The organism is Paenibacillus sp. CR_12 (assembly GCF_041953985.1).
GTDB classification, from domain to species: domain Bacteria; phylum Bacillota; class Bacilli; order Paenibacillales; family Paenibacillaceae; genus Paenibacillus_AQ; species Paenibacillus_AQ lautus_A.
Genome location: NZ_JAVFHO010000006.1, coordinates 393,457 through 411,550 on the forward strand (window position 1 = coordinate 393,457; position 18,094 = coordinate 411,550).

Here is an 18,094-nt window from a genome sequence, read left to right on the forward strand (position 1 = left end):
AGAAAACGCCCCGAAGTCAATGATTTTTGTTGACATTGTCAATTATCCATCCTAATATAAGATCGAATCCACAACTTCGGTCATCATCAGTCATATATCACATGGAGGCGAATGCATTTATGTCCGTAACCTATGAGGAGCGCAGAGGGAAGATTTTGAATCAATTGGAGCTTGAAGGCAAGGTGAAGGTCCACGCCTTGGCAGAACAGCTGGAGGTATCCGCCGAAACGATCCGGAGGGATTTGGACCGGTTAGAAAAAGAAGGCCAACTGCGCAAGGTTTACGGCGGCGCCGTCAAATCGCGATCCGGGCATATCGAGCCGTCCTTCACCAGCCGTTCCCAGACATGCGCGGAAGAAAAAGCCGCGATCGGCAAACTCGCCGCCTCCCTTGTCAAGGATGGCGAAACCGTTTTGCTCGATAACGGGACGACCACGATTGAGGTCATGCGCTATCTTAAAGACCGGCCTGATGTCACGGTCATCACCCATTCGCTGCCTATAATGAACCTCGCGATGGAGATGTTTCAGGGGAGGATTATTTTTATCGGCGGAGATATGGACCGGACCAAGCAAGCGTCAACCGGACCTCTTACCGAAATGCTGCTGGAGCAGTTCAAGGTGAATAAAGCGTTTATCTCGGTTGGCGGGATCTCGTTAACCGATGGCATTACCGATTATGATCTGGACGAAGCTTATATCTCGCGAAAAATGCTTGCACGTGCGGAGGAAGGCATCGTTCTCGCGGACCATACGAAGCTTGGGGTAACCACGTTCTCGAAGCTCGCCAAGCTGGATGATATCTCCATGGTCATCACGGATCAAGGATGCTCACGGGAATGGATGGATAATCTGTCCGCCCGCGGCATCGAAGTGCTCATAGGACAATAGCCGATGGAGCTGCTGTCACTGCTGCTGGTGCTGTCTTCCGGACTGACCCATGCCCTTTGGAATCTGTTTACGAAGCGAAGCATTCATAAATCGGTATTTCTGTGGTGCATCCACTCCGTCACGTTGGTCTTTCTGATGCCTTATTTTATCGTGGAGATGTCGGGGCTGCGGCTGGAACTGCCCGTTTACGGTCTTATGCTGCTGTCCATGACCATTCAAGGCTGCTATATCACGCTGCTCTCCAAAGCCTATACCCATGGCGACATGTCTCAAGTGTATCCTTTCATGCGGGGGCTTGGCGCCATGTTGACTTCGCTGTGCAGCCTCGTGCTGTTTCATGAACAATTAAGCACGGCAGGCTATATGGGGCTGAGTCTTATCATTTTTTCGCTGTTCGCTTTATCGGGTTTGAGGCTCAGGGGCCAATCCAGCGTAAACCCCAAAGCCTTGCTATATGTTTGTCTGGTCGGGCTTTGCATTTCCGGATATACCCTGACCGACAAAGCCATTCTGGATGCAGGGGTCTCCCCCGTCTCGCTGATCCAGTTATCCAACATCAGTTACTTCGTCGCCCTGGTCGTTCCCGTGGCGCTGTCCAGGCAGCTGAAACGGGAATGGTCGGTGAACTGGCGCACGATTCTGCTGGGCTCCATCCTGGCACCGGGTTCGTACTTGCTGTTCCTGTTTGCCATGCGGCTCACCCCGCTTGCGCACATTGCCCCGGTCCGTGAAATCAGCACGGTGTTCGGCACCGTTCTGGGCATCATCGTGCTGCGCGAACAGCAAGGCTGGCGGCGAATCGTCATGTCAGCGCTCATCACGATAGGCATCATCACGATTGCCCTATGGGGGTAGGAATCGGCTGCATGAATTCACGAAGATCAAAATGTTCATACCGAGGAGGATCTATCGATGGCTAACCGTGTCGTTATTCTTGGAATTGATGGAGCAGGCGGGTTCATTCAAAACGCGGATGCTCCGCATATTCACGCTCTGCTGAAGGCAGGAGCATACTCTTACGATGCTCAGACCGTATATCCGAGCATTAGTGCCGAATGTTGGGGCTCGCTTTTATACGGCGTAAAACCGGATCGACATGGTCTTGATAATGACCGGGCGATCCACGGCAGGATTCCGGAGGACTTCCCCTATGCCTCGCTGTTCAAGCTGGCTCGCCGGCAATGGCCGGATGCCCCCTTGTCTGCATTCAGCTGCTGGGCACCGATCAACACGGGAATCATTGAGAATACGATTAACGTTCATATGGAATCCAAACCGGACCCCGAGCTGGCGGAGGCCATCGTCGATTATATTCATCAACAGCCCGATTTCAAGCTGATGTTCATTCAGCTGGATCACCCCGACGGCGCCGGCCACAAGCACGGATTCGGTACGGATCTGCAGCTGGAGCAAATTGCCGTAACCGATCAGTACGTAGGCATGATAGTCAAAGCACTCAAAGATCAGCAGCTGCTGGAAGACACCTGGATCCTTACGGTCACGGATCACGGCGGAGGAGGCGCACATCCTAACGATCACGGAAGTGATCACCCCATGGATATGACCATTACTTGGGGAATTACGGGCCCAGGCGTAAAGCCCGGCCTTATCGAAGCACCGATCGGCATCATGGACACGACCGTCGTCATCGGTCACGTCCTGGGACTGCCCGCTCAGCCTTGCTGGGAGGGAAAAGTGCCCGAAGGCATACTCTAACTCCAAATAAAAAGCCGGCGTTTACGCGCCGGCTTCTTCTGTACAAAGGGCTTCTTCCGTTGTCTTGATGTCCGCAAACCATCTTAGCGTTGCATTCTCGTGATCGATGATCTGCTGCGCCGTTAAAGCCGAATTGTTCCAGGTGCTGTGGGCATCGGACACCAGCGTGACATCATAGCCCAAACTGGATGCTCTCCGGCAGGTGGTATCCACGCATAATTCGCTTTGCATGCCCGCAAGGATTACATGCTCGATGCCCTGCCTCTTCAATTCCTCCTCAAGCGTCGTATGGTAGAAGGAATCCGGTCTTGTCTTCTGAATGACGGTATCCGACATCGCAGGCGTGATCTCAGGATTAATCTTCCACGCCTCCGAACCTGCCTTCAACCCTTCGTCATTATGCTGGATGTAAATAACAGGAATGCCGCCGCTTCTGGCTTTTGCGATCAGCTGCTTGAGATTGTGGAGCAATCGATCTCCTTCGTACACCGGATCATTTACTTGAAACATCTCATTCTGCACATCAATGACCAACAGCGCGCTCTTCTTCAACTATAACAACCTCCCGTACAGATCATAATCATCCCTTTCCATTATAGAACGTTTGTTCCCGACTTGTATATCAAAATTTGTGTCTCATTCTTAAGGAGGGAGTTCCCTTCCACGCAAAAAAAGGAATCCGCTCTTAAGGGGACTCCTTATCATGGCTGATCGCCCATCCGGGTATCGCTATAAGAGCAGTGATGGTTCCTCTCCGCTACTCTTCTTCGACGCGAATCCGAGGGTTTGCCGACTTCTTCTTTAAGTTATACTGATGGAGCTTTCTCATGGTCTTGTAAAGCTGCTGTAATTCTTGGTCATCCAAAACATCAAACATGGAGGTTTGAAAATCCGACAGCAGCGGGATAATTTCTTCCAGCAAGGCTTGTCCCTTCTCGGTTAGCGAGATGTACTTCACCTTCCAATCCTGCTTGCGGACAATGAGGCCCAGCTTCTCCAGCCGTTTCACCATGTGGGAAACGCCGCCGCCGCTGATGGACAGATATTCGGCCAGCTCCTGCTGAGATAGAGGTTGGTGGGCCATGACCTGGATCAGCACGTCGAATTGGGCAACGGTAATGCAGAAAGGCTGCAAAAACTCATTCGAGATGTGATTGCCGATCTGCTGAAACCGGGTGATCCGAATCCATGACAGCATGGCTAACCGGTTCTCCTGATGAAATCCCAATTGCTTCATTGATTCCATTGACCTCCTCTATCGTAATCACAGTCAATTTATCACTCAAATGATATGCTGTCAAATCATGTACATAAAGCTGATACCAGCCAGCATCAAGGCTGCCAAGATGCAATATGCCAAGGGTCAGCATGATTATGGGAATAATAAATGTGCCGGATGCAGGTCCTACCCGCTGATACATACAGCTTAAATTTGATATATCAAATATCCCTGATTTTTGATCAAATGACATACCATTTAATCGATATTTCAGTGCTCATCTTCTCTATTTAGCGGCTCGGCGGACGTTTCATTCCGAAGTATAACCAGGGAGACTATCCTTATAATAACAACCATACTTTAATAATCCCGTCTGACACATATCGGGAATTTCCAATCCAGCCTTTCCGTATGCTCAACCATAACAACCGTATCATCTTATTCAAATGCATCTTTAAACTTTGACATCCCCCCTGAAAAATGATATATCAAATTTAGCGAGGTGATCTCATATGGAACAAATTCCACTATATCAACATATCGTCAACGCTCTAACAGCCAAGATTGAATCCGGGGAGCTTCAGGCTGGAGACCAGCTTCCGACCGAAGCCGAGATTTCCAAGGAATATAAGGTCAGTCGGATTACATCGAAGAGAGCGCTGAACGAGCTGGAGAATGCCAAGCTGATTTACCGGATCCAGGGCAAGGGGAGCTTCGTAAGCGACGCTAAGGTTGATCACCGACCATTGAGCAAGACCGGCAAAGAGATTCTGCTGATTCTCCCGTTCGCCCATAATCCGGGACTAGGCGATTACGAGAAAGGCATCAATGAATATCTCGCAACGACCGACTATAGCTTGAACATTCAGTCCAACACGATTGTCGGGCAGCGCAAGCTGTTGGAGTCTGCGCTTCAAAGCGCCCATTCCGGATTGATCCTCTACCCGATCAGCAGCATCTCGGACCTTGGCATTCTGTATCAATATCACCTGGCAAAGTACCCGCTTGTGACGATCGACAAGTGCATTGAAGGCATCCCCTTCCTGTCGGTCGTCTCCGATAACTTTGGCGGCGGATACCAAGCCTCCAAACATCTGATCGAGAACAATCACAAAAAAATCGCCTTTATCTCCTCCTTGAAGGTAGAGAATTCCTCTTCCATCCGGGAGCGGTATTTCGGTTACTTGAAGGCTCTGTATGATTACAGCCTGATCGATTACAGCGTCAATGACTTGACCGACCGTTACTTAACCCATGACCACGACAACGGCAGAGAATACTATATTCAGTTTATTCAGTCCGTCGTGAACCAAGGAATTACGGGGATTGTGGCAGAGAATGACCTCATTGCGATCGAAATCATTCAAATCGCCAAGGAGTTGGGCTTGTCCGTTCCGGACGATTTCTCCGTGGTCGGTTTTGACGACATTCATCTCGCGAGCTTCGTTGAACCCAAGCTGACCACCATATCGCAGGACTTTGGACAGATGGGATATCAGGCTGCACGGAACCTCATATCCCTCATAGAGCACCCTCTGGAACACCCTCTTGAGAATGTGGTGATTCCCGTTCGGCTCATGGAACGCCAGACCGTGAAGAAGTTATAATCCGCCTATTCCTCAATAACAAAGGAGACTTTTACATGCTGAACTATGTCGATACCAGACAGGGCACCAACAACCAATATACCTTTTCCAACGGGAATGCACTCCCTTACACGGGTGTGCCGTTCGGTATGAACCACTATGTCGTGCAGACCAAAAACGAAGGAAGCTGGTTCTTCAACCCCAATGACCGCATCTTCCAAGGCATTCGCCTGACGCACCAGCCGAGTCCGTGGATGGGCGACTTTGCCCACTTCCTGATGACTCCGATCGCAGACGACAAAATCAGGGGTTCCGTCTTCACCTGCCAAAGCTCGTACCGGCCGGAGGAAGCGATATTCAAGCCTCATTATCTAAAAGTGAAGCAGCAGCGCTACAACATCACCACGGAGCTGGTACCGAGCTGCTATGGCGCGTCGCTGCGCATGAAATACAATTCCGGGCAGCAGGCTGGCCTTGTGCTAAACGTCCAAAGCCAAAGCGAGTTCCGGGTGGATGCTGCCCAGCGCAAAATGACCGGTTATGTCAGCAACTTCGCAGACTGTCACGATAAAGGATTCCGCATGTACGTGGCCATGAGCTTCAGCAAGGACATGGATCTCTCTGCGACCGGTTACTACGACGCCGAAGGCCAGTTCTTCCCGGAGGTCGCTTTCGTCAATGCGGACCAGCATGTCGTCATTCGCTTCAAGGACTGTGAAAAGGGCACCCTGGATGTTAAGCTGGCGACCTCTTTCATCAGCCAGGAGCAAGCGGAGCTTAATCTGACTCGCGAGCTCGACACAACCTTGGACGAACAGAAAGAATTGGCGGCGGAAGCCTGGAATCATTACCTGAACAAAATCCGGGTCACTCACCCGAACGAGGAATATATGCGCACTTTCTATACCTGCCTTTACCGCATGTTCTTGTTCCCGCAGAAGTTCTATGAGCTCGATGCCGATATGGAGCCGGTTCATTACGACACAACGGCCCGATCCGTCAAGAAGGGCGTGCTCTATACCAATAACGGCTTCTGGGATACTTACAAGACCGTATATCCGCTCTATTCCATCATCGCGCCGAAGGAATACGAGGAAATGCTGGAAGGTTTCCTGAATTCTTACCGCGAGACCGGCTTCCTGCCAAAATGGCTGTCCCCGGATGAGCGCGGACTGATGCCGGGCACGCTTATTGACGCGGTCATCGCGGATGCGGCGGCTAAGGGACTCGCCCAGCATCTGCTCCCGGAACTGCTGGAGGCCATGCTGACCGCAGCCACCACGCAGAGCGGACAGAATTGTTATGGACGTCAAGGAACGCTGGACTACATCAAGTACGGTTACGTTCCGAGCAGCTATCATGAGAGCGTAAACCACACCCTGGATTACGCATACAGCGACTACTGCATCAGCCGCGTGGCCGATGTGTTGGGCCGGTCGGACATAGCCGCGCAGTACAGACAAAGCGCGCTCAACTATCAGAATATATTTGATGCGGAGACCGGCTTCATGCGGGCCAAAGATCAGAACGGTCAGTTCCGTCCGAATTTCAACGACACGAGCTGGGGACTCGATTATGCCGAGGGAAGCGCTTGGCAAACCAGCTTTGCCGTATTCCAGGATTTCCAAGGCTTGATCGAAGCGTATGGTTCGAAAGAACGCTTTTTCGACAAAATTACCGAATTGTGCAACAAAGCGCCAGACTTCGACGTCCGGGGCTACGGCTTTGAAATTCATGAGATGAGCGAGATGGCCGCCATCGATTATGGCCAGCTGGCGATTTCCAACCAGCCTAGCTTCCATATTCCTTATCTGTTCAACTATGTAGGGCAGCCCGCATCATCCCAGGTGATCCTCAAACAGCTGATGTCGAACCTGTTCAACAGCGGCTTTGACGGCTTCCCGGGCGACGAGGATAACGGCAGCATGTCCGGCTGGTATGTGTTCAGCTCCATGGGCTTCTATCCGGTATGTCCGGGCAGCAATGAGTATGTGCTCGGCATCCCGCTGTTCGACAGCGTGAGCATTGAGCTGCCAAACGGCAAACAGATGTTGATTCATACCGACAACAACAATCCGCAGTCCAATTTCGTGGCGAACGTGCAATTGGAGGGACAGGATTACACTAAACTGTACATTACGCATGAGGATATTCTGGCAGGCAAATCCCTCGATTTCCGTCTTGGATTGGCTCCAAGCTACCGACATTACAGTGCGGAGGAACTGCCGTTCTCGATATCGAAGAAGTAAGAGCTTCAGCTTAACTCGCATCATAAGGACATCCCATCAGGTACAGCGGCCTGGGGGATGCCTTTTTTTTGTGTATCCAGTTTTCCAGCGCCCATTCGTCATCATTGGAAGGCAGACCCGTGGGTCCCCTTCTCTAATATTGAAAATACAGGAATTTTCAAGATCGCCTCGGGTAACAATACACATGATTCGCATTATGACCCAATTGCTAAGAAACTGCGGGGTGATTATCGGTGTGGTCCGTCATTGCGTCTTATATTCCGAAGTGGACGATATTTTTCCAAGCCTTTCTGCTCTTTTTTGTCCCCGTCGTGATGCTGATGTTCTCCAAATGGTTTCACAAGTCAATCAACTCAAGCTTTTCCCTAAAGCCCAACATCCCCTCTTCACCCGTGAGGGAGGATAGCGTTTCGCCAGACGCTTCCCTAACGGGACTTTACGACACGGATATCACGTCGGTTCGCCAAGCGATCGGTGACAATGCGGACGTGGAAATCAGAGAATTTACGATACGGGGCACGCGAACGCGGGCGGTCGTCGTATATGTGGACGGATTGCTGGATAGCGACCTCATCGACACCCATCTTATAAGACCCCTGATGCTGGAGGGGGTTCCGGAAACGGAGCACGACAACTTTAATGATTCGAGCGATGCCATCATAGCCTACATCAGCAGCCAGATGCTGCCGGTATGTGAGATTAAGCATGTTCGTCAATTATTGGACCTTGTACAAGCCGTTCTTGCAGGCACGCCCTGTTTATTGGTGGATGGAATGCAAGGAGCCTTTTTGGTGGGGTCGGCGAAGGGAAAAAGCCGAAACGTAGAAGAGCCTCTATCGGAAGCCCTTCTTCGAGGTCCCCGTATCGGATTTACCGAAAGATTGTCAGACAATACAGGCCTGCTTAGGCTTCATGGAAAAAATGAAAGTCTTCAGCTCACCCGATCCGAGGTCGGAAACCGGGTAAAAAAAGATCTGGTCGTCGCTTACATGAAGGACATCGCCGACCCCAATCTGGTGGATGAAGTCGTTACGCGCATCCGGAAAATTGAAATCGACGACCCGCTGGAATCGGGATACATCGAGCAATTGATTGAAGAAAACGTCATGAGTCCTTTTCAGCAAATCCAAAATACCGAGAGACCGGACAGGGTCATCGGCGCTTTGCTGGAGGGGCGGGTAGCCATCCTTCTTGACGGCACGCCCTACGCGTTAATCATGCCGGTCACGTTCAGCATGCTGCTCCAATCGCCTGAAGACTATTACGAGAGATGGATCTCGGGCTCCTTTGTCCGCTTATTGCGCTTTCTCTCCGCCCTTCTGGCGCTGCTGGCACCCGCACTGTACATTTCGTTTATTTCGTTTAATCCCGGGCTGATACCCACCAAGCTGGCGTTGACTATTATCGAGACGAGGCAGGGCGTGCCCTTTCCCTCGATCATCGAAGCGCTCATCATGGAGATCGCCATTGAAATTTTGCGGGAGGCCGGGATCCGGCTTCCGAAACCCATTGGACCTGCGATGGGCATCGTGGGCGGTCTGATTATTGGCGATGCTGCCGTAAATGCCGGAATTGTCAGTCCGTTTCTCGTTATTGTCGTAGCTGTAACCGCGATCTCCTCCTTCACGATCCCGGTCTATAGTGCCGGCATTACACTGCGCGTCCTCCGGTTTACCGCGATGTTCTTTGCGGCAGTGCTCGGTTTGTTCGGCGTCGTGATGTTCTTCCTTTTGCTGTGCAGTCATCTGGTCAGATTGAAGAGTTTTGGCGTGCCTTACGCAAGCCCCATGGTACCTTACGGTATCAACGACTTGAAGGATTTCCTCATCCGCTTCCCCTTGAAGGTGATGAAGAAACGCCCCCAACTGTTAAAACCGCAGGATCCCGATCGTCGAAACTAATCATTCCAAGCACGAAATGAGGTGAGGAACATGAGCAGCTCCAGTTTACAGCCCAAAGACCAAATTACCACTTCCCAGGCTGCCGTCATGATCATTAACTACATGCTGGGAGCCGGTATTCTCACGCTCCCGAGAACGACGGTAGAGGCTGCCAAAACCCCGGATGTATGGATATCCATTCTAATCTCCGGCATGATCATCATGCTGGCCGGATTCATCGTCGTGACGCTATGCCGCAGATTTCAGGGAAAAACCTATTTTCAATTCGTGCCCGAGATCACTGGTAAATGGGTGGCCTTCCTGTTGAGCTTGCTGGTCATTGCTTATCTCATTACCATTTCTGCTTTTGAAATCCGGGTGATGGCGGAAGTTACGGGGCTATACCTGCTTGAGGGCACACCCGTATGGATCATCGTGATGACGTTTATGTGGATCGGTCTGTATTTGACCACAGGAGGGATCAACTGCATCGCCAGAATGTACGAGATCATTTTGCCCATTACGCTGTTGTTCTTCATTATTGCAATTATGCTGAGCAGCAGCATATTCGACTTTAAAAATTTAAGGCCGGTGCTTGGATCGGGCATCATGCCCGTGCTGCAAGGCATTAAACCATCACTGTTATCGTTCACCGGTTACGAGATCATGTTTGTTGCCATGGCGTTCATGAAGTCGCCCAAGAAAGGCACCAAGGCTATGCTCGTCGGTATTACGGTTCCCATGGTGATCTATTTGATCACCGTCATCATGGTCATTGGCGGGCTCTCCATTCACGGCGTACAGAAGAGAACCTGGCCCACGCTGGACTTAATGCGGAGTTTCGAGATGCAGGGCTTGATATTCGAGCGCTTTGAATCCCTGCTGCTTGTCATCTGGATCATGCAAATATTCTCGACCTTTACGGTCGCGCATTACGCAGCCTCGCTAGGGCTCTCCCAGCTGCTGAAGAAGAATATACGCCCCATCCTCTTCATCATGCTTCCGGTGATCTTCCTGATCGCCATGGTGCCGAAGGATGTGTCGGAGACATTCAAGCTGGGAGATACCGTAGGTTATATGTCGATATATTTATTCGGGGGACTGCCGCTCATCCTATTATTGATCAGTAAGGCCCGCAAGAAAGGGGGGAAGCCGAAATGAACAGATATAAACGATGCGTGTCGATAGTAACGGCCAGCGTCCTGCTGCTGCTGACAACCGGATGCTGGAGCAGCAACGAGATCGAGGATGTCAGCGTCTATGTAGGTTTAGGACTGGATGCAGCGAATGAATCCCGATTCGAACGGGAGATCAACCAACAAGGGGCGACCTACCCCAAAAGGAAAGTGCTGACGGCGACGGTTCAGATCGTGCCCCCGATTACGAGCAAGAGCGAGAAACAAGGCGGATCCAGCTCGTCTTCCCCCAGCAAAGCCTATCTGAATGAACAATTAACGGGAGATTCCCTTATTCAGATCTTCCGCCAGTTTGCTCTGCGAAGAGACCGTCCGCTGATCGGCCATCATCTCAAGGTCATCGTCGTCTCAAGCGAACTCGCCAAACGGTACAGCCTGGAGCAGATTCTTGATTTTATTCTCCGGGATAATGATATCCGCCCCAGCTGCCTGGTAGTGGTGAGCCACCGGAGTGCACTTGAAGCGTTGAGCTCCACCGAACCCGGGGAGATCCCAGCTTTCTACTTGATGGGTCTTGTGGATAACCGCTATCGTTCCAACAAAATCCTTCCCCCGATGTCACTCATAAAGCTGGATAGCACCATGCAGTCGGGAGAGAGCTTCCTGCTGCAAAATGTCGTTACCGCGCAAAGCGAGCATAAATTCTCGGGTGCCGCCGTATTCAAAGGCAATACCAAGAAATTTATCGGGGAACTAAGCCAATATGATCTTGAAGGCTTATCCTGGATCAAGGAGGACGTGAAGGGAGGGGCGCTGAAAACGTACGCGCATAAAACCGGACATACCGTTATTTATGAGCCCAAGAATTCCCACAGCACCATTATCCCCAAGGTTCAGGGAGACGAAATATCATTTCATATCAAGGTCCGTTCGGAAGGCAGATTAATTGAGGATTGGAGCTTTCCGGAGATTCCCACAACCGAGCAATATATGAGAGAGTTGGAACGACTGTTTGAAGAAGAAGCCCGTAAACAGATCGAACAGGTTCTGGATAAAATGCAGCATGTCTATCATGTAGACGTTGGGGGCTTTGCCGATCAGATCCGAATCAAATATCCAAAATTGTGGAAAAAAGTAGAGAAGGATTGGGATGAAACCTTTAGCCATATCCCCATTACGTATGAAGTCGACATGAAGATCACGGACTTCGGTTCCTCAACGGATTAAAGAGCGCTGACGCAATACCGTCAGCGCTCTTTTGCCTTGGCTTACACCAAAAACATCGCAACGACCGTTGTCACGGCAAGGCCTAGCAGCACCGGCTTCAGATTCCGTCTTGCCAGCTCGAACGGGCTGACCCCGCAGATGGCTGCGGCCGGAATCAGTGCCCATGGAATGAGCGTCCCGCCGCCTACCCAGATGGCGGCAACCTGGCCGAGCGCGGTCAGGGTAGCTGCCCCTGAGCCGATGGCCGTTGCAAACAACTGCGCGATCGAGCCGGCGAGCGATATGCCGGAGAAGCCCGAACCGTCCAGACCCGTAATGGCACCGGTGATCGTCAACGTCACCGAACCCACGGCGCCGTTCAGCGGTACCGCATTCGCAAGGGCAACCCCCAGGTCGTTCACGATCCCATGGGATGCTTCCGGAAGCACTTTGCCGAACAGATCGCTGAACGCAGCATCCCCCAGATAGAAGAAAGCCGCAATGGGAATGACGGGACCGAACACCTTAAATCCGAACATGAAGCCCTCGATCAAATACGAGGTGACCTTCTCCAAACCGCGGTTGCGATGAGCGACCAGCGCAATGACGCCGAGGATCAGGACGGCTGTTCCGCCTACCAGGGCCGTCGCATCTCCGCCTTGCAGCTTCAAGATGAACATGGCCGCGACGTCTGCCGCGAACAGGAGCAGGATCGCGATGGCCAGCCATTTCTTCATGCCGGGAGAAACGGCTGCAACGGTATCATCCTCATCGGTTCGCGTGGTCAGCGCGTCTCCCGTGCTTTTGATGGAGACCAATCCATCCCTCCAGCTGCCATTGCGCTGATCTCTCTTCATCATCCAAAATGCCGCCACGGTCGTCACCAGCCCCATCACGATCACGAGCGGCACACTCGCGGCCATGACGCTGGCTACAGGCAATCCGGCTGCATCGGCAGTCAATTTAGGCGCGCCTTGAATGATATAATCCCCCGATAGCGCGATGCCGTGCCCGAACAGATTCATCGCCACGGCTGCTCCCAGGGCAGGCAAGCCGACCCGGATGGCAACGGGAAGCAGGACCGCCCCGATTAACGCTACCGCCGGTGACGGCCAGAAGAAAAAGGAGGTCACCATCATGATGATGCCGATGCCCCAGTAAGCCATAGCCGGAGTACGGAGAAAACGGGTTAGCGGGGCCACCATCGTCTCGTTGATCCCCGTCTTGATCAAGACCCGGCTCATCGCCACGATAATGGAAATAATCATGATCGTGCCCATCAGCTCTTTGGTCGCGTAGATAAATGAATTAAATACGCCGGAGACCGAGCCGCTCAGCGTCTCCGTTGCCAGAATGCCGAGCGCGAATATTCCGGTAATGCAAACCAGCGTCGTATCGCGCCGCCGGATCAACAGCGTCATGATCAATACGATAAACGCCAGGTAAACCCAGTGAATCGCGGTTAGATGAATTCCCATATGAAGCCACGCCCTTTCCCAGGCAGCAGGTTTTGTGTGACTACATCTTATGCATGGGCCTGGGCAAGGGTTCATGACCCGTACTTATCATACGCTTACGGATCTCCGGGAAGGGTGTGGTATAGTGAATGCAAGCCCCTGCTTTGCGTTAAAGGAGTTGATGACATGTATACCATTCTGATTGTGGAAGACGATGAACGAATCGCGGATAAACTAAGGTCAGCGATCTCCAAATATGATTTCAACGTACGGATTATCGAAGATTTCAACCGCGTGATGGACATTTTTGCGGAGACGAAGCCGGATCTGGTTCTGCTGGACGTCAATCTGCCGAAATACGACGGATTCTACTGGTGCCGTCAAATCCGCACCCAATCCCACTGCCCGATCATCTTCATCTCGGCACGCGACAGCGGCATGGACCAGATCATGGCGCTCGAAAACGGGGCCGATGATTATATTACGAAGCCGTTTGACATGGAGCTTGTCCTGGCCAAAGTCCGCAGCCACCTGCGCCGCGCGGTCGGCGCCTATGCCTCCGGCCAGGAGGAGGAGCCTACCGTTGAAAGCGCCGGTCTCCTCCTGTATCCAGAGCGACTCCTCGTGACCTATGGAGACCGGTCGGCCGAGTTAACCCAGAAGGAAGCTGCCCTGCTGACGATGCTCATGGAAAAAGACGGCCGCGTGGTCAGCCGCGAGCGGCTCTTGGACCTCATGTGGGAAGATCAGCACTTCATTGACGACAATACGTTGAATGTTTATATTACGAGGGTTCGCCGCAAGCTTCGTGAACTCGGAGCCGGGGATCTCATCGAAACCGTCCGGGGAGCAGGCTACCGGTTCATGACAGGCAAGGAGACCCTATGAAACTTTTTTTGAGGGAGCACCTCCCGCTCATGCTGTTTTTTGCCGTTCAAATGCTGCTTGTCCCCCTGCTGTACTGGCTTACCGGTGAAGGCAGACCCTTTACTGTCGTACTATACGGGGTACTGTTGAGCAGCGTCGTGCTGCTGGTCTATCTGGTGTACCGGTATCTCTCTCATCGCACGATGTATCAAGAGCTTTCCAGCCAGGAACTTTCGGAGGAGTTCTCCAATCCTCCTCTGGGCGATGCGCCGCTGCCGGAAGCGATCCACGAGCGGATCAGCCATTATGAACGCTTATACCGGGAACAGCTGCATCGGCATCAAAGCGGAACCGACCAGCATCTGGCCTTCGTCAACCGCTGGGTTCATCAGATGAAGACCCCGCTGTCGGTGATTCAATTAACGCTCGATGAAGTCGAAGAAGCACCCGCCGAACATATACGGGAAGAGCTTGAACGAATACGCAAAGGCCTCGAAATGGTGCTGTATACTGCACGCCTGGACCGGTTCGAGCAGGACTTCGCGGTAGAAGCCGTCGGACTCCGTGCCGCGGTCAGCGAATCCGTCGTGGAGAATCGAAAGCTATTCATTCGCAAAGGGATTACCCCGGTGTTTCGCATCGATGATCGGATCTCCGTCTACACGGATGCCAAATGGTTTCGATTTATGCTGGGTCAAATTCTGACGAACGCCGTGAACTACTCCGGCAGCCCCGGCAAGAAGATTCAATTCACTGCAGAAGAAGCAGGGAAACACATCAAACTTCGTATCCGCGATGAGGGGATCGGCATTGCACCGGAGGACATCAACCGGGTATTCCATCCCTACTTCACCGGCGAGCGCGGCCGGCAATATCATGAATCCACCGGCATGGGCCTGTACCTAGTCCGTGAAATCGCCCATAAGCTTGACCATTCCGTCGAACTGGAATCCACGCTCGGTGAGGGAACCACCGTTATCTTAACGCTGCGCACTGCAGCAATCCAAGGCACATCTTTTTCATAGGTGTGCCTTATTTTCATGGGCGGTTAAGCTTAAACTTCATGCCGGCATCTCAGGATACGAACAGAATATGCGAACATAACCTTATGGAAGATGTAAGCTCCGTTTCACCTAAATCCATAGCAGGAGCATGTCGGAATGCGGTAGAGTTAGGCTACACTGAGGTTATAGAAAGGAGCCTATGGATTTATGGATATTCTTGAAGTAAAGGCTTTAAACAAAGTATATGCGGGCAAAGTGGCGACACAAGCTCTTACCGATATTCATCTCACCATCAAAGAAGGAGAATTCGTCGGCATCATGGGGCCATCCGGCAGCGGCAAAACCACCCTGCTGAACATGGTATCCACCATCGACCGTCCAAGCTCGGGCGAGGTCAGGATCGGGGGCAGCAATCCTTACCAAATGAAAAAAAGCGAGCTTGCCCACTTCCGCCGGAGGCAGCTCGGCTTCGTGTTCCAGGATTTCAATCTGCTCGACACGCTAACGGTTGCCGAGAATATCGTGCTCCCGCTTACGCTGGACCGCCGTCCGCTCAAGGACATGGAATCGCTGCTGCAGCAAACCGCTTCGCGGCTTGGCATCCGGGAAATTCTGAATAAACGCGTGTACGAAATTTCGGGGGGCCAAAGGCAGCGCACCGCGATTGCCCGGGCGATCATCGGCTCGCCCCTGTTGCTGCTTGCGGATGAGCCTACGGGAGCGCTCGATTCCAACTCCTCTCGGATCGTGATGGAGTCGCTCGCAGAGATCAATGAGCGGGATCATACCACGTTAATGCTGGTTACGCATGATCCACTGGCCGCAAGCTATTGCAACCGCATCGTTTTTATTAAAGACGGCAAGCTTGCCGCCGAGATTCACCGCGGAGAGAACCGGCAGGCCTTTTTCCAAAAAATCATCGATACGCTATCGTTCTGGGGAGGGAATACAAGTGAGCTTTCCTCAATTCGCGTTTAATAACGTCCGGCGGAATGCTCGCCAATACTTCGCTTACCTGCTGAGCAGCTCATTCATGGTCATGATTTTCTTTACGTACGCGGTATTCATCTACCATCCGGCCATCGAGAATTCGCCCATGGGCGCGATGACGCGTACGGGAATGACAATTGCCACGGTGATCGTCTATGTGTTTGCCTTCTTGTTCGTGCTGTATTCGATCAGCGTATTCCTGAAGTCGAGAAATCGGGAATTCGGCATTCTGACGATTCTGGGAGCGGAAGCCAAACAGATCAATTGGCTGATTTTCCTGGAGAACATTCTGATTGGCGCCATTGCCATCGTAACGGGCATCGCCAGCGGAATGCTGTTATCCAAGGTGTTCCTGCTCATCAGCACCAAGGTGATCGATATGGACGAGCTGCCGTTCTATTGGCCGGTCAAAGCGATGCTGCTGACCGCAGGTGCGTTCGCTGCGCTGTTTCTCGTCATTTCGCTCTTTACCTTGTTATTTATCCGGAAGAATCAAGTTCTGGAGCTTCTCAAAGGCACCAGCAAACCTAAAACCGAACCGAAAGCCAATCTGTTCCTGGCCCTCTTAGGCGTGGTGCTGCTTACCATCGGCTTTTCCGTCCTTCGTGTCAAAGCGTTAGACCCTGCGGGATTGATAATCGCTGCGGCAACCGGAATTATGGGCACGTATTTCTTCTACTCCCAGCTGTCCGTGTGGATTGTCCGCATGCTGCAGCGAAGTCGCAGGACCACCTGGAAAGGAACAAACCTGCTGTGGATTTCCGAAATGAGTTACAAGATTAAGGATAATGCCCGCATGCTGTTTCTGGTCACGGTTGTGGTAGCGCTGGCTTCCATGAGCACCGGTTTCGTACTGGCCATGCAGCAATCGATCAAATCGGTATATTTGGATAACCCGTACGCGCTCAGCTACACCTACTATAACAATACCGACGAGATTAAGGCGCAGGAAGAATTGGCCCTGATTGACAATCGCCTGCAGACAGAAGGGCTGGAGTATAAACGAGCGGAGGTCGAAACCATCTACTATCGCTTGTCAGCGAATGGGGAGGATTCCTTACACATCATGCCGCAATCCCAATACGACCGTTTGGCTGCTATGATGAATACCAAGCCGGCCGGGACACTCGGCGAGAATGAAGCCTTATTGACGGAAACCCCGAATGCAGCGAGGAAGAGTAAAGGGAAGCTAACGGAAGCAGATATCGAATTATCCGGCCAACCCTACTCTTTCATCCTGGAGAACCGCACAGACCGGATTGCGGCTTTGGTATATAGCGGCAGATTGCTGGTCGTTACGGACACCATGTTTGAAGAGTTGAGGGGCGGGAACAAAGCAAATGAAATCAGTGTGAATCATACGTATCCGTTTATTCTTCCCGATTCCCAAGGACTCCCCGAGAAGGATGACCCCGAAACCAAGCTCGGTCTCGAGCTGTCGGAGTGGAACGGAAGTGCAATCAGCGAAGGCTATATAGAATCCAGGGCGGAGAGCTATTACGTCAATAAACAGGGATTTTCGTTATTCAGCTTTATCGGGGTGTTTGTCGCCCTGATCTTCTCGATCTCAACCGCAAGCTTCCTGTATTTCAAACTGCATACGGAGCTTTCGGCCGATCAGGCGATGTACCGTTCCCTGTCCAAGATCGGACTCAGCGCGCGAGAGATGAACATCTCCGCAACCATTCAGATTGCCGTGCTGTTCTTTATTCCCATCCTGGTTGCAGCCCTGCAGTCCTTGGTCGTGCTCGACCCGATTCTAGGCTACCTGGATGTCCCGAATGTAAACGGACCTGTAATGGCAGCCTCATCGGCATTCTTAGTCGCCCAAATGATATATTTCCTGATCGCCAGAGCCCGTTATATAAAATCAGTGAACAGGATGATGGTGTGA

15 protein-coding genes are annotated in these 18,094 nt (G+C 52.0%); 12 read left to right on the forward strand and 3 right to left on the reverse strand.

Going from position 1 to position 18,094, the window contains the following annotated elements; genetic code table 11:
- Nucleotides 1–119: 119 nt before the first annotated feature.
- From RB297_RS23375 to RB297_RS23385, 3 genes are read left to right on the forward strand one after another with little or no spacing between them, the layout of a single operon-like run.
- Nucleotides 120–890 (forward strand): DeoR/GlpR family DNA-binding transcription regulator, encoded by a 771-nt coding sequence (locus RB297_RS23375; RefSeq protein WP_375121571.1) that lies wholly within the window; start codon nucleotides 120–122, stop codon nucleotides 888–890.
- A gap of 3 nt (nucleotides 891–893) precedes the next feature.
- Nucleotides 894–1,745, forward strand: a complete 852-nt coding sequence (locus RB297_RS23380) for an SMR family transporter (RefSeq protein ID WP_375121572.1) — start codon at nucleotides 894–896, stop codon at nucleotides 1,743–1,745.
- A 57-nt stretch (nucleotides 1,746–1,802) separates the two neighbouring features.
- Nucleotides 1,803–2,606, forward strand: a complete 804-nt coding sequence (locus tag RB297_RS23385; RefSeq protein ID WP_213580756.1) for an alkaline phosphatase family protein — start codon at nucleotides 1,803–1,805, stop codon at nucleotides 2,604–2,606.
- A 21-nt stretch (nucleotides 2,607–2,627) separates the two neighbouring features.
- On the opposite strand, the gene RB297_RS23390 is transcribed toward RB297_RS23385, so the two are convergent.
- Together RB297_RS23390 and RB297_RS23395 are read right to left on the reverse strand one after the other, a co-directional pair.
- Entirely contained in the window at nucleotides 2,628–3,158 is a 531-nt protein-coding gene (locus tag RB297_RS23390; protein WP_375121573.1) for a cysteine hydrolase family protein, read from the reverse strand.
- A 205-nt stretch (nucleotides 3,159–3,363) separates the two neighbouring features.
- Complete coding sequence (locus RB297_RS23395) at nucleotides 3,364–3,843, reverse strand: MarR family winged helix-turn-helix transcriptional regulator (RefSeq protein WP_213580758.1); 480 nt, start codon at nucleotides 3,841–3,843, stop codon at nucleotides 3,364–3,366.
- A gap of 494 nt (nucleotides 3,844–4,337) precedes the next feature.
- Here RB297_RS23395 and RB297_RS23400 point away from each other — a divergent pair, with 494 nt between their 5' ends.
- The 5 genes from RB297_RS23400 to RB297_RS23420 all read left to right on the forward strand — a co-directional run bounded on the left by RB297_RS23400 (nucleotide 4,338) and on the right by RB297_RS23420 (nucleotide 11,903).
- Entirely contained in the window at nucleotides 4,338–5,432 is a 1,095-nt protein-coding gene (locus tag RB297_RS23400; protein ID WP_375121574.1) for a GntR family transcriptional regulator, read from the forward strand.
- Between the two features lie 35 nt (nucleotides 5,433–5,467).
- A complete protein-coding gene (locus RB297_RS23405; protein WP_375121575.1) occupies nucleotides 5,468–7,660 on the forward strand; it encodes a GH92 family glycosyl hydrolase in 2,193 nt (730 codons plus the stop codon).
- A 233-nt stretch (nucleotides 7,661–7,893) separates the two neighbouring features.
- Nucleotides 7,894–9,561, forward strand: coding sequence for a spore germination protein (locus RB297_RS23410; RefSeq protein WP_375121576.1), 1,668 nt, complete (start codon nucleotides 7,894–7,896; stop codon nucleotides 9,559–9,561).
- A gap of 30 nt (nucleotides 9,562–9,591) precedes the next feature.
- Nucleotides 9,592–10,701, forward strand: coding sequence for a spore germination protein (locus RB297_RS23415; RefSeq protein ID WP_375121577.1), 1,110 nt, complete (start codon nucleotides 9,592–9,594; stop codon nucleotides 10,699–10,701).
- Nucleotides 10,698–11,903 carry a Ger(x)C family spore germination protein gene (locus RB297_RS23420; RefSeq protein WP_192570274.1) on the forward strand — a complete coding sequence of 402 codons (1,206 nt, stop codon included), beginning with the start codon at nucleotides 10,698–10,700 and terminating at the stop codon, nucleotides 11,901–11,903. The genes RB297_RS23415 and RB297_RS23420 overlap by 4 nt, the downstream gene beginning before the upstream one ends.
- Before the next feature lie 41 nt (nucleotides 11,904–11,944).
- On the opposite strand, the gene RB297_RS23425 is transcribed toward RB297_RS23420, so the two are convergent.
- Nucleotides 11,945–13,360 (reverse strand): hypothetical protein, encoded by a 1,416-nt coding sequence (locus RB297_RS23425; protein WP_015737942.1) that lies wholly within the window; start codon nucleotides 13,358–13,360, stop codon nucleotides 11,945–11,947.
- Nucleotides 13,361–13,525: 165 nt separating this feature from the next.
- Here RB297_RS23425 and RB297_RS23430 point away from each other — a divergent pair, with 165 nt between their 5' ends.
- The 4 genes from RB297_RS23430 (at nucleotide 13,526) to RB297_RS23445 (ending at nucleotide 18,094) form a co-directional block, all read left to right on the forward strand.
- The gene (locus RB297_RS23430) at nucleotides 13,526–14,227 is read left to right on the forward strand and encodes a response regulator transcription factor (protein WP_015737943.1); all 702 of its coding nucleotides are present in this window, start codon (nucleotides 13,526–13,528) and stop codon (nucleotides 14,225–14,227) included.
- Nucleotides 14,224–15,231: a sensor histidine kinase gene (locus RB297_RS23435; protein WP_015737944.1), complete on the forward strand. Its 1,008-nt coding sequence runs from the start codon at nucleotides 14,224–14,226 to the stop codon at nucleotides 15,229–15,231. The genes RB297_RS23430 and RB297_RS23435 overlap by 4 nt, the downstream gene beginning before the upstream one ends.
- A 186-nt stretch (nucleotides 15,232–15,417) precedes the next feature.
- Nucleotides 15,418–16,188 carry an ABC transporter ATP-binding protein gene (locus RB297_RS23440; protein WP_375121578.1) on the forward strand — a complete coding sequence of 257 codons (771 nt, stop codon included), beginning with the start codon at nucleotides 15,418–15,420 and terminating at the stop codon, nucleotides 16,186–16,188.
- Entirely contained in the window at nucleotides 16,163–18,094 is a 1,932-nt protein-coding gene (locus RB297_RS23445) for an FtsX-like permease family protein (RefSeq protein WP_096775702.1), read from the forward strand. Before RB297_RS23440 ends, RB297_RS23445 begins: the two co-directional genes overlap by 26 nt.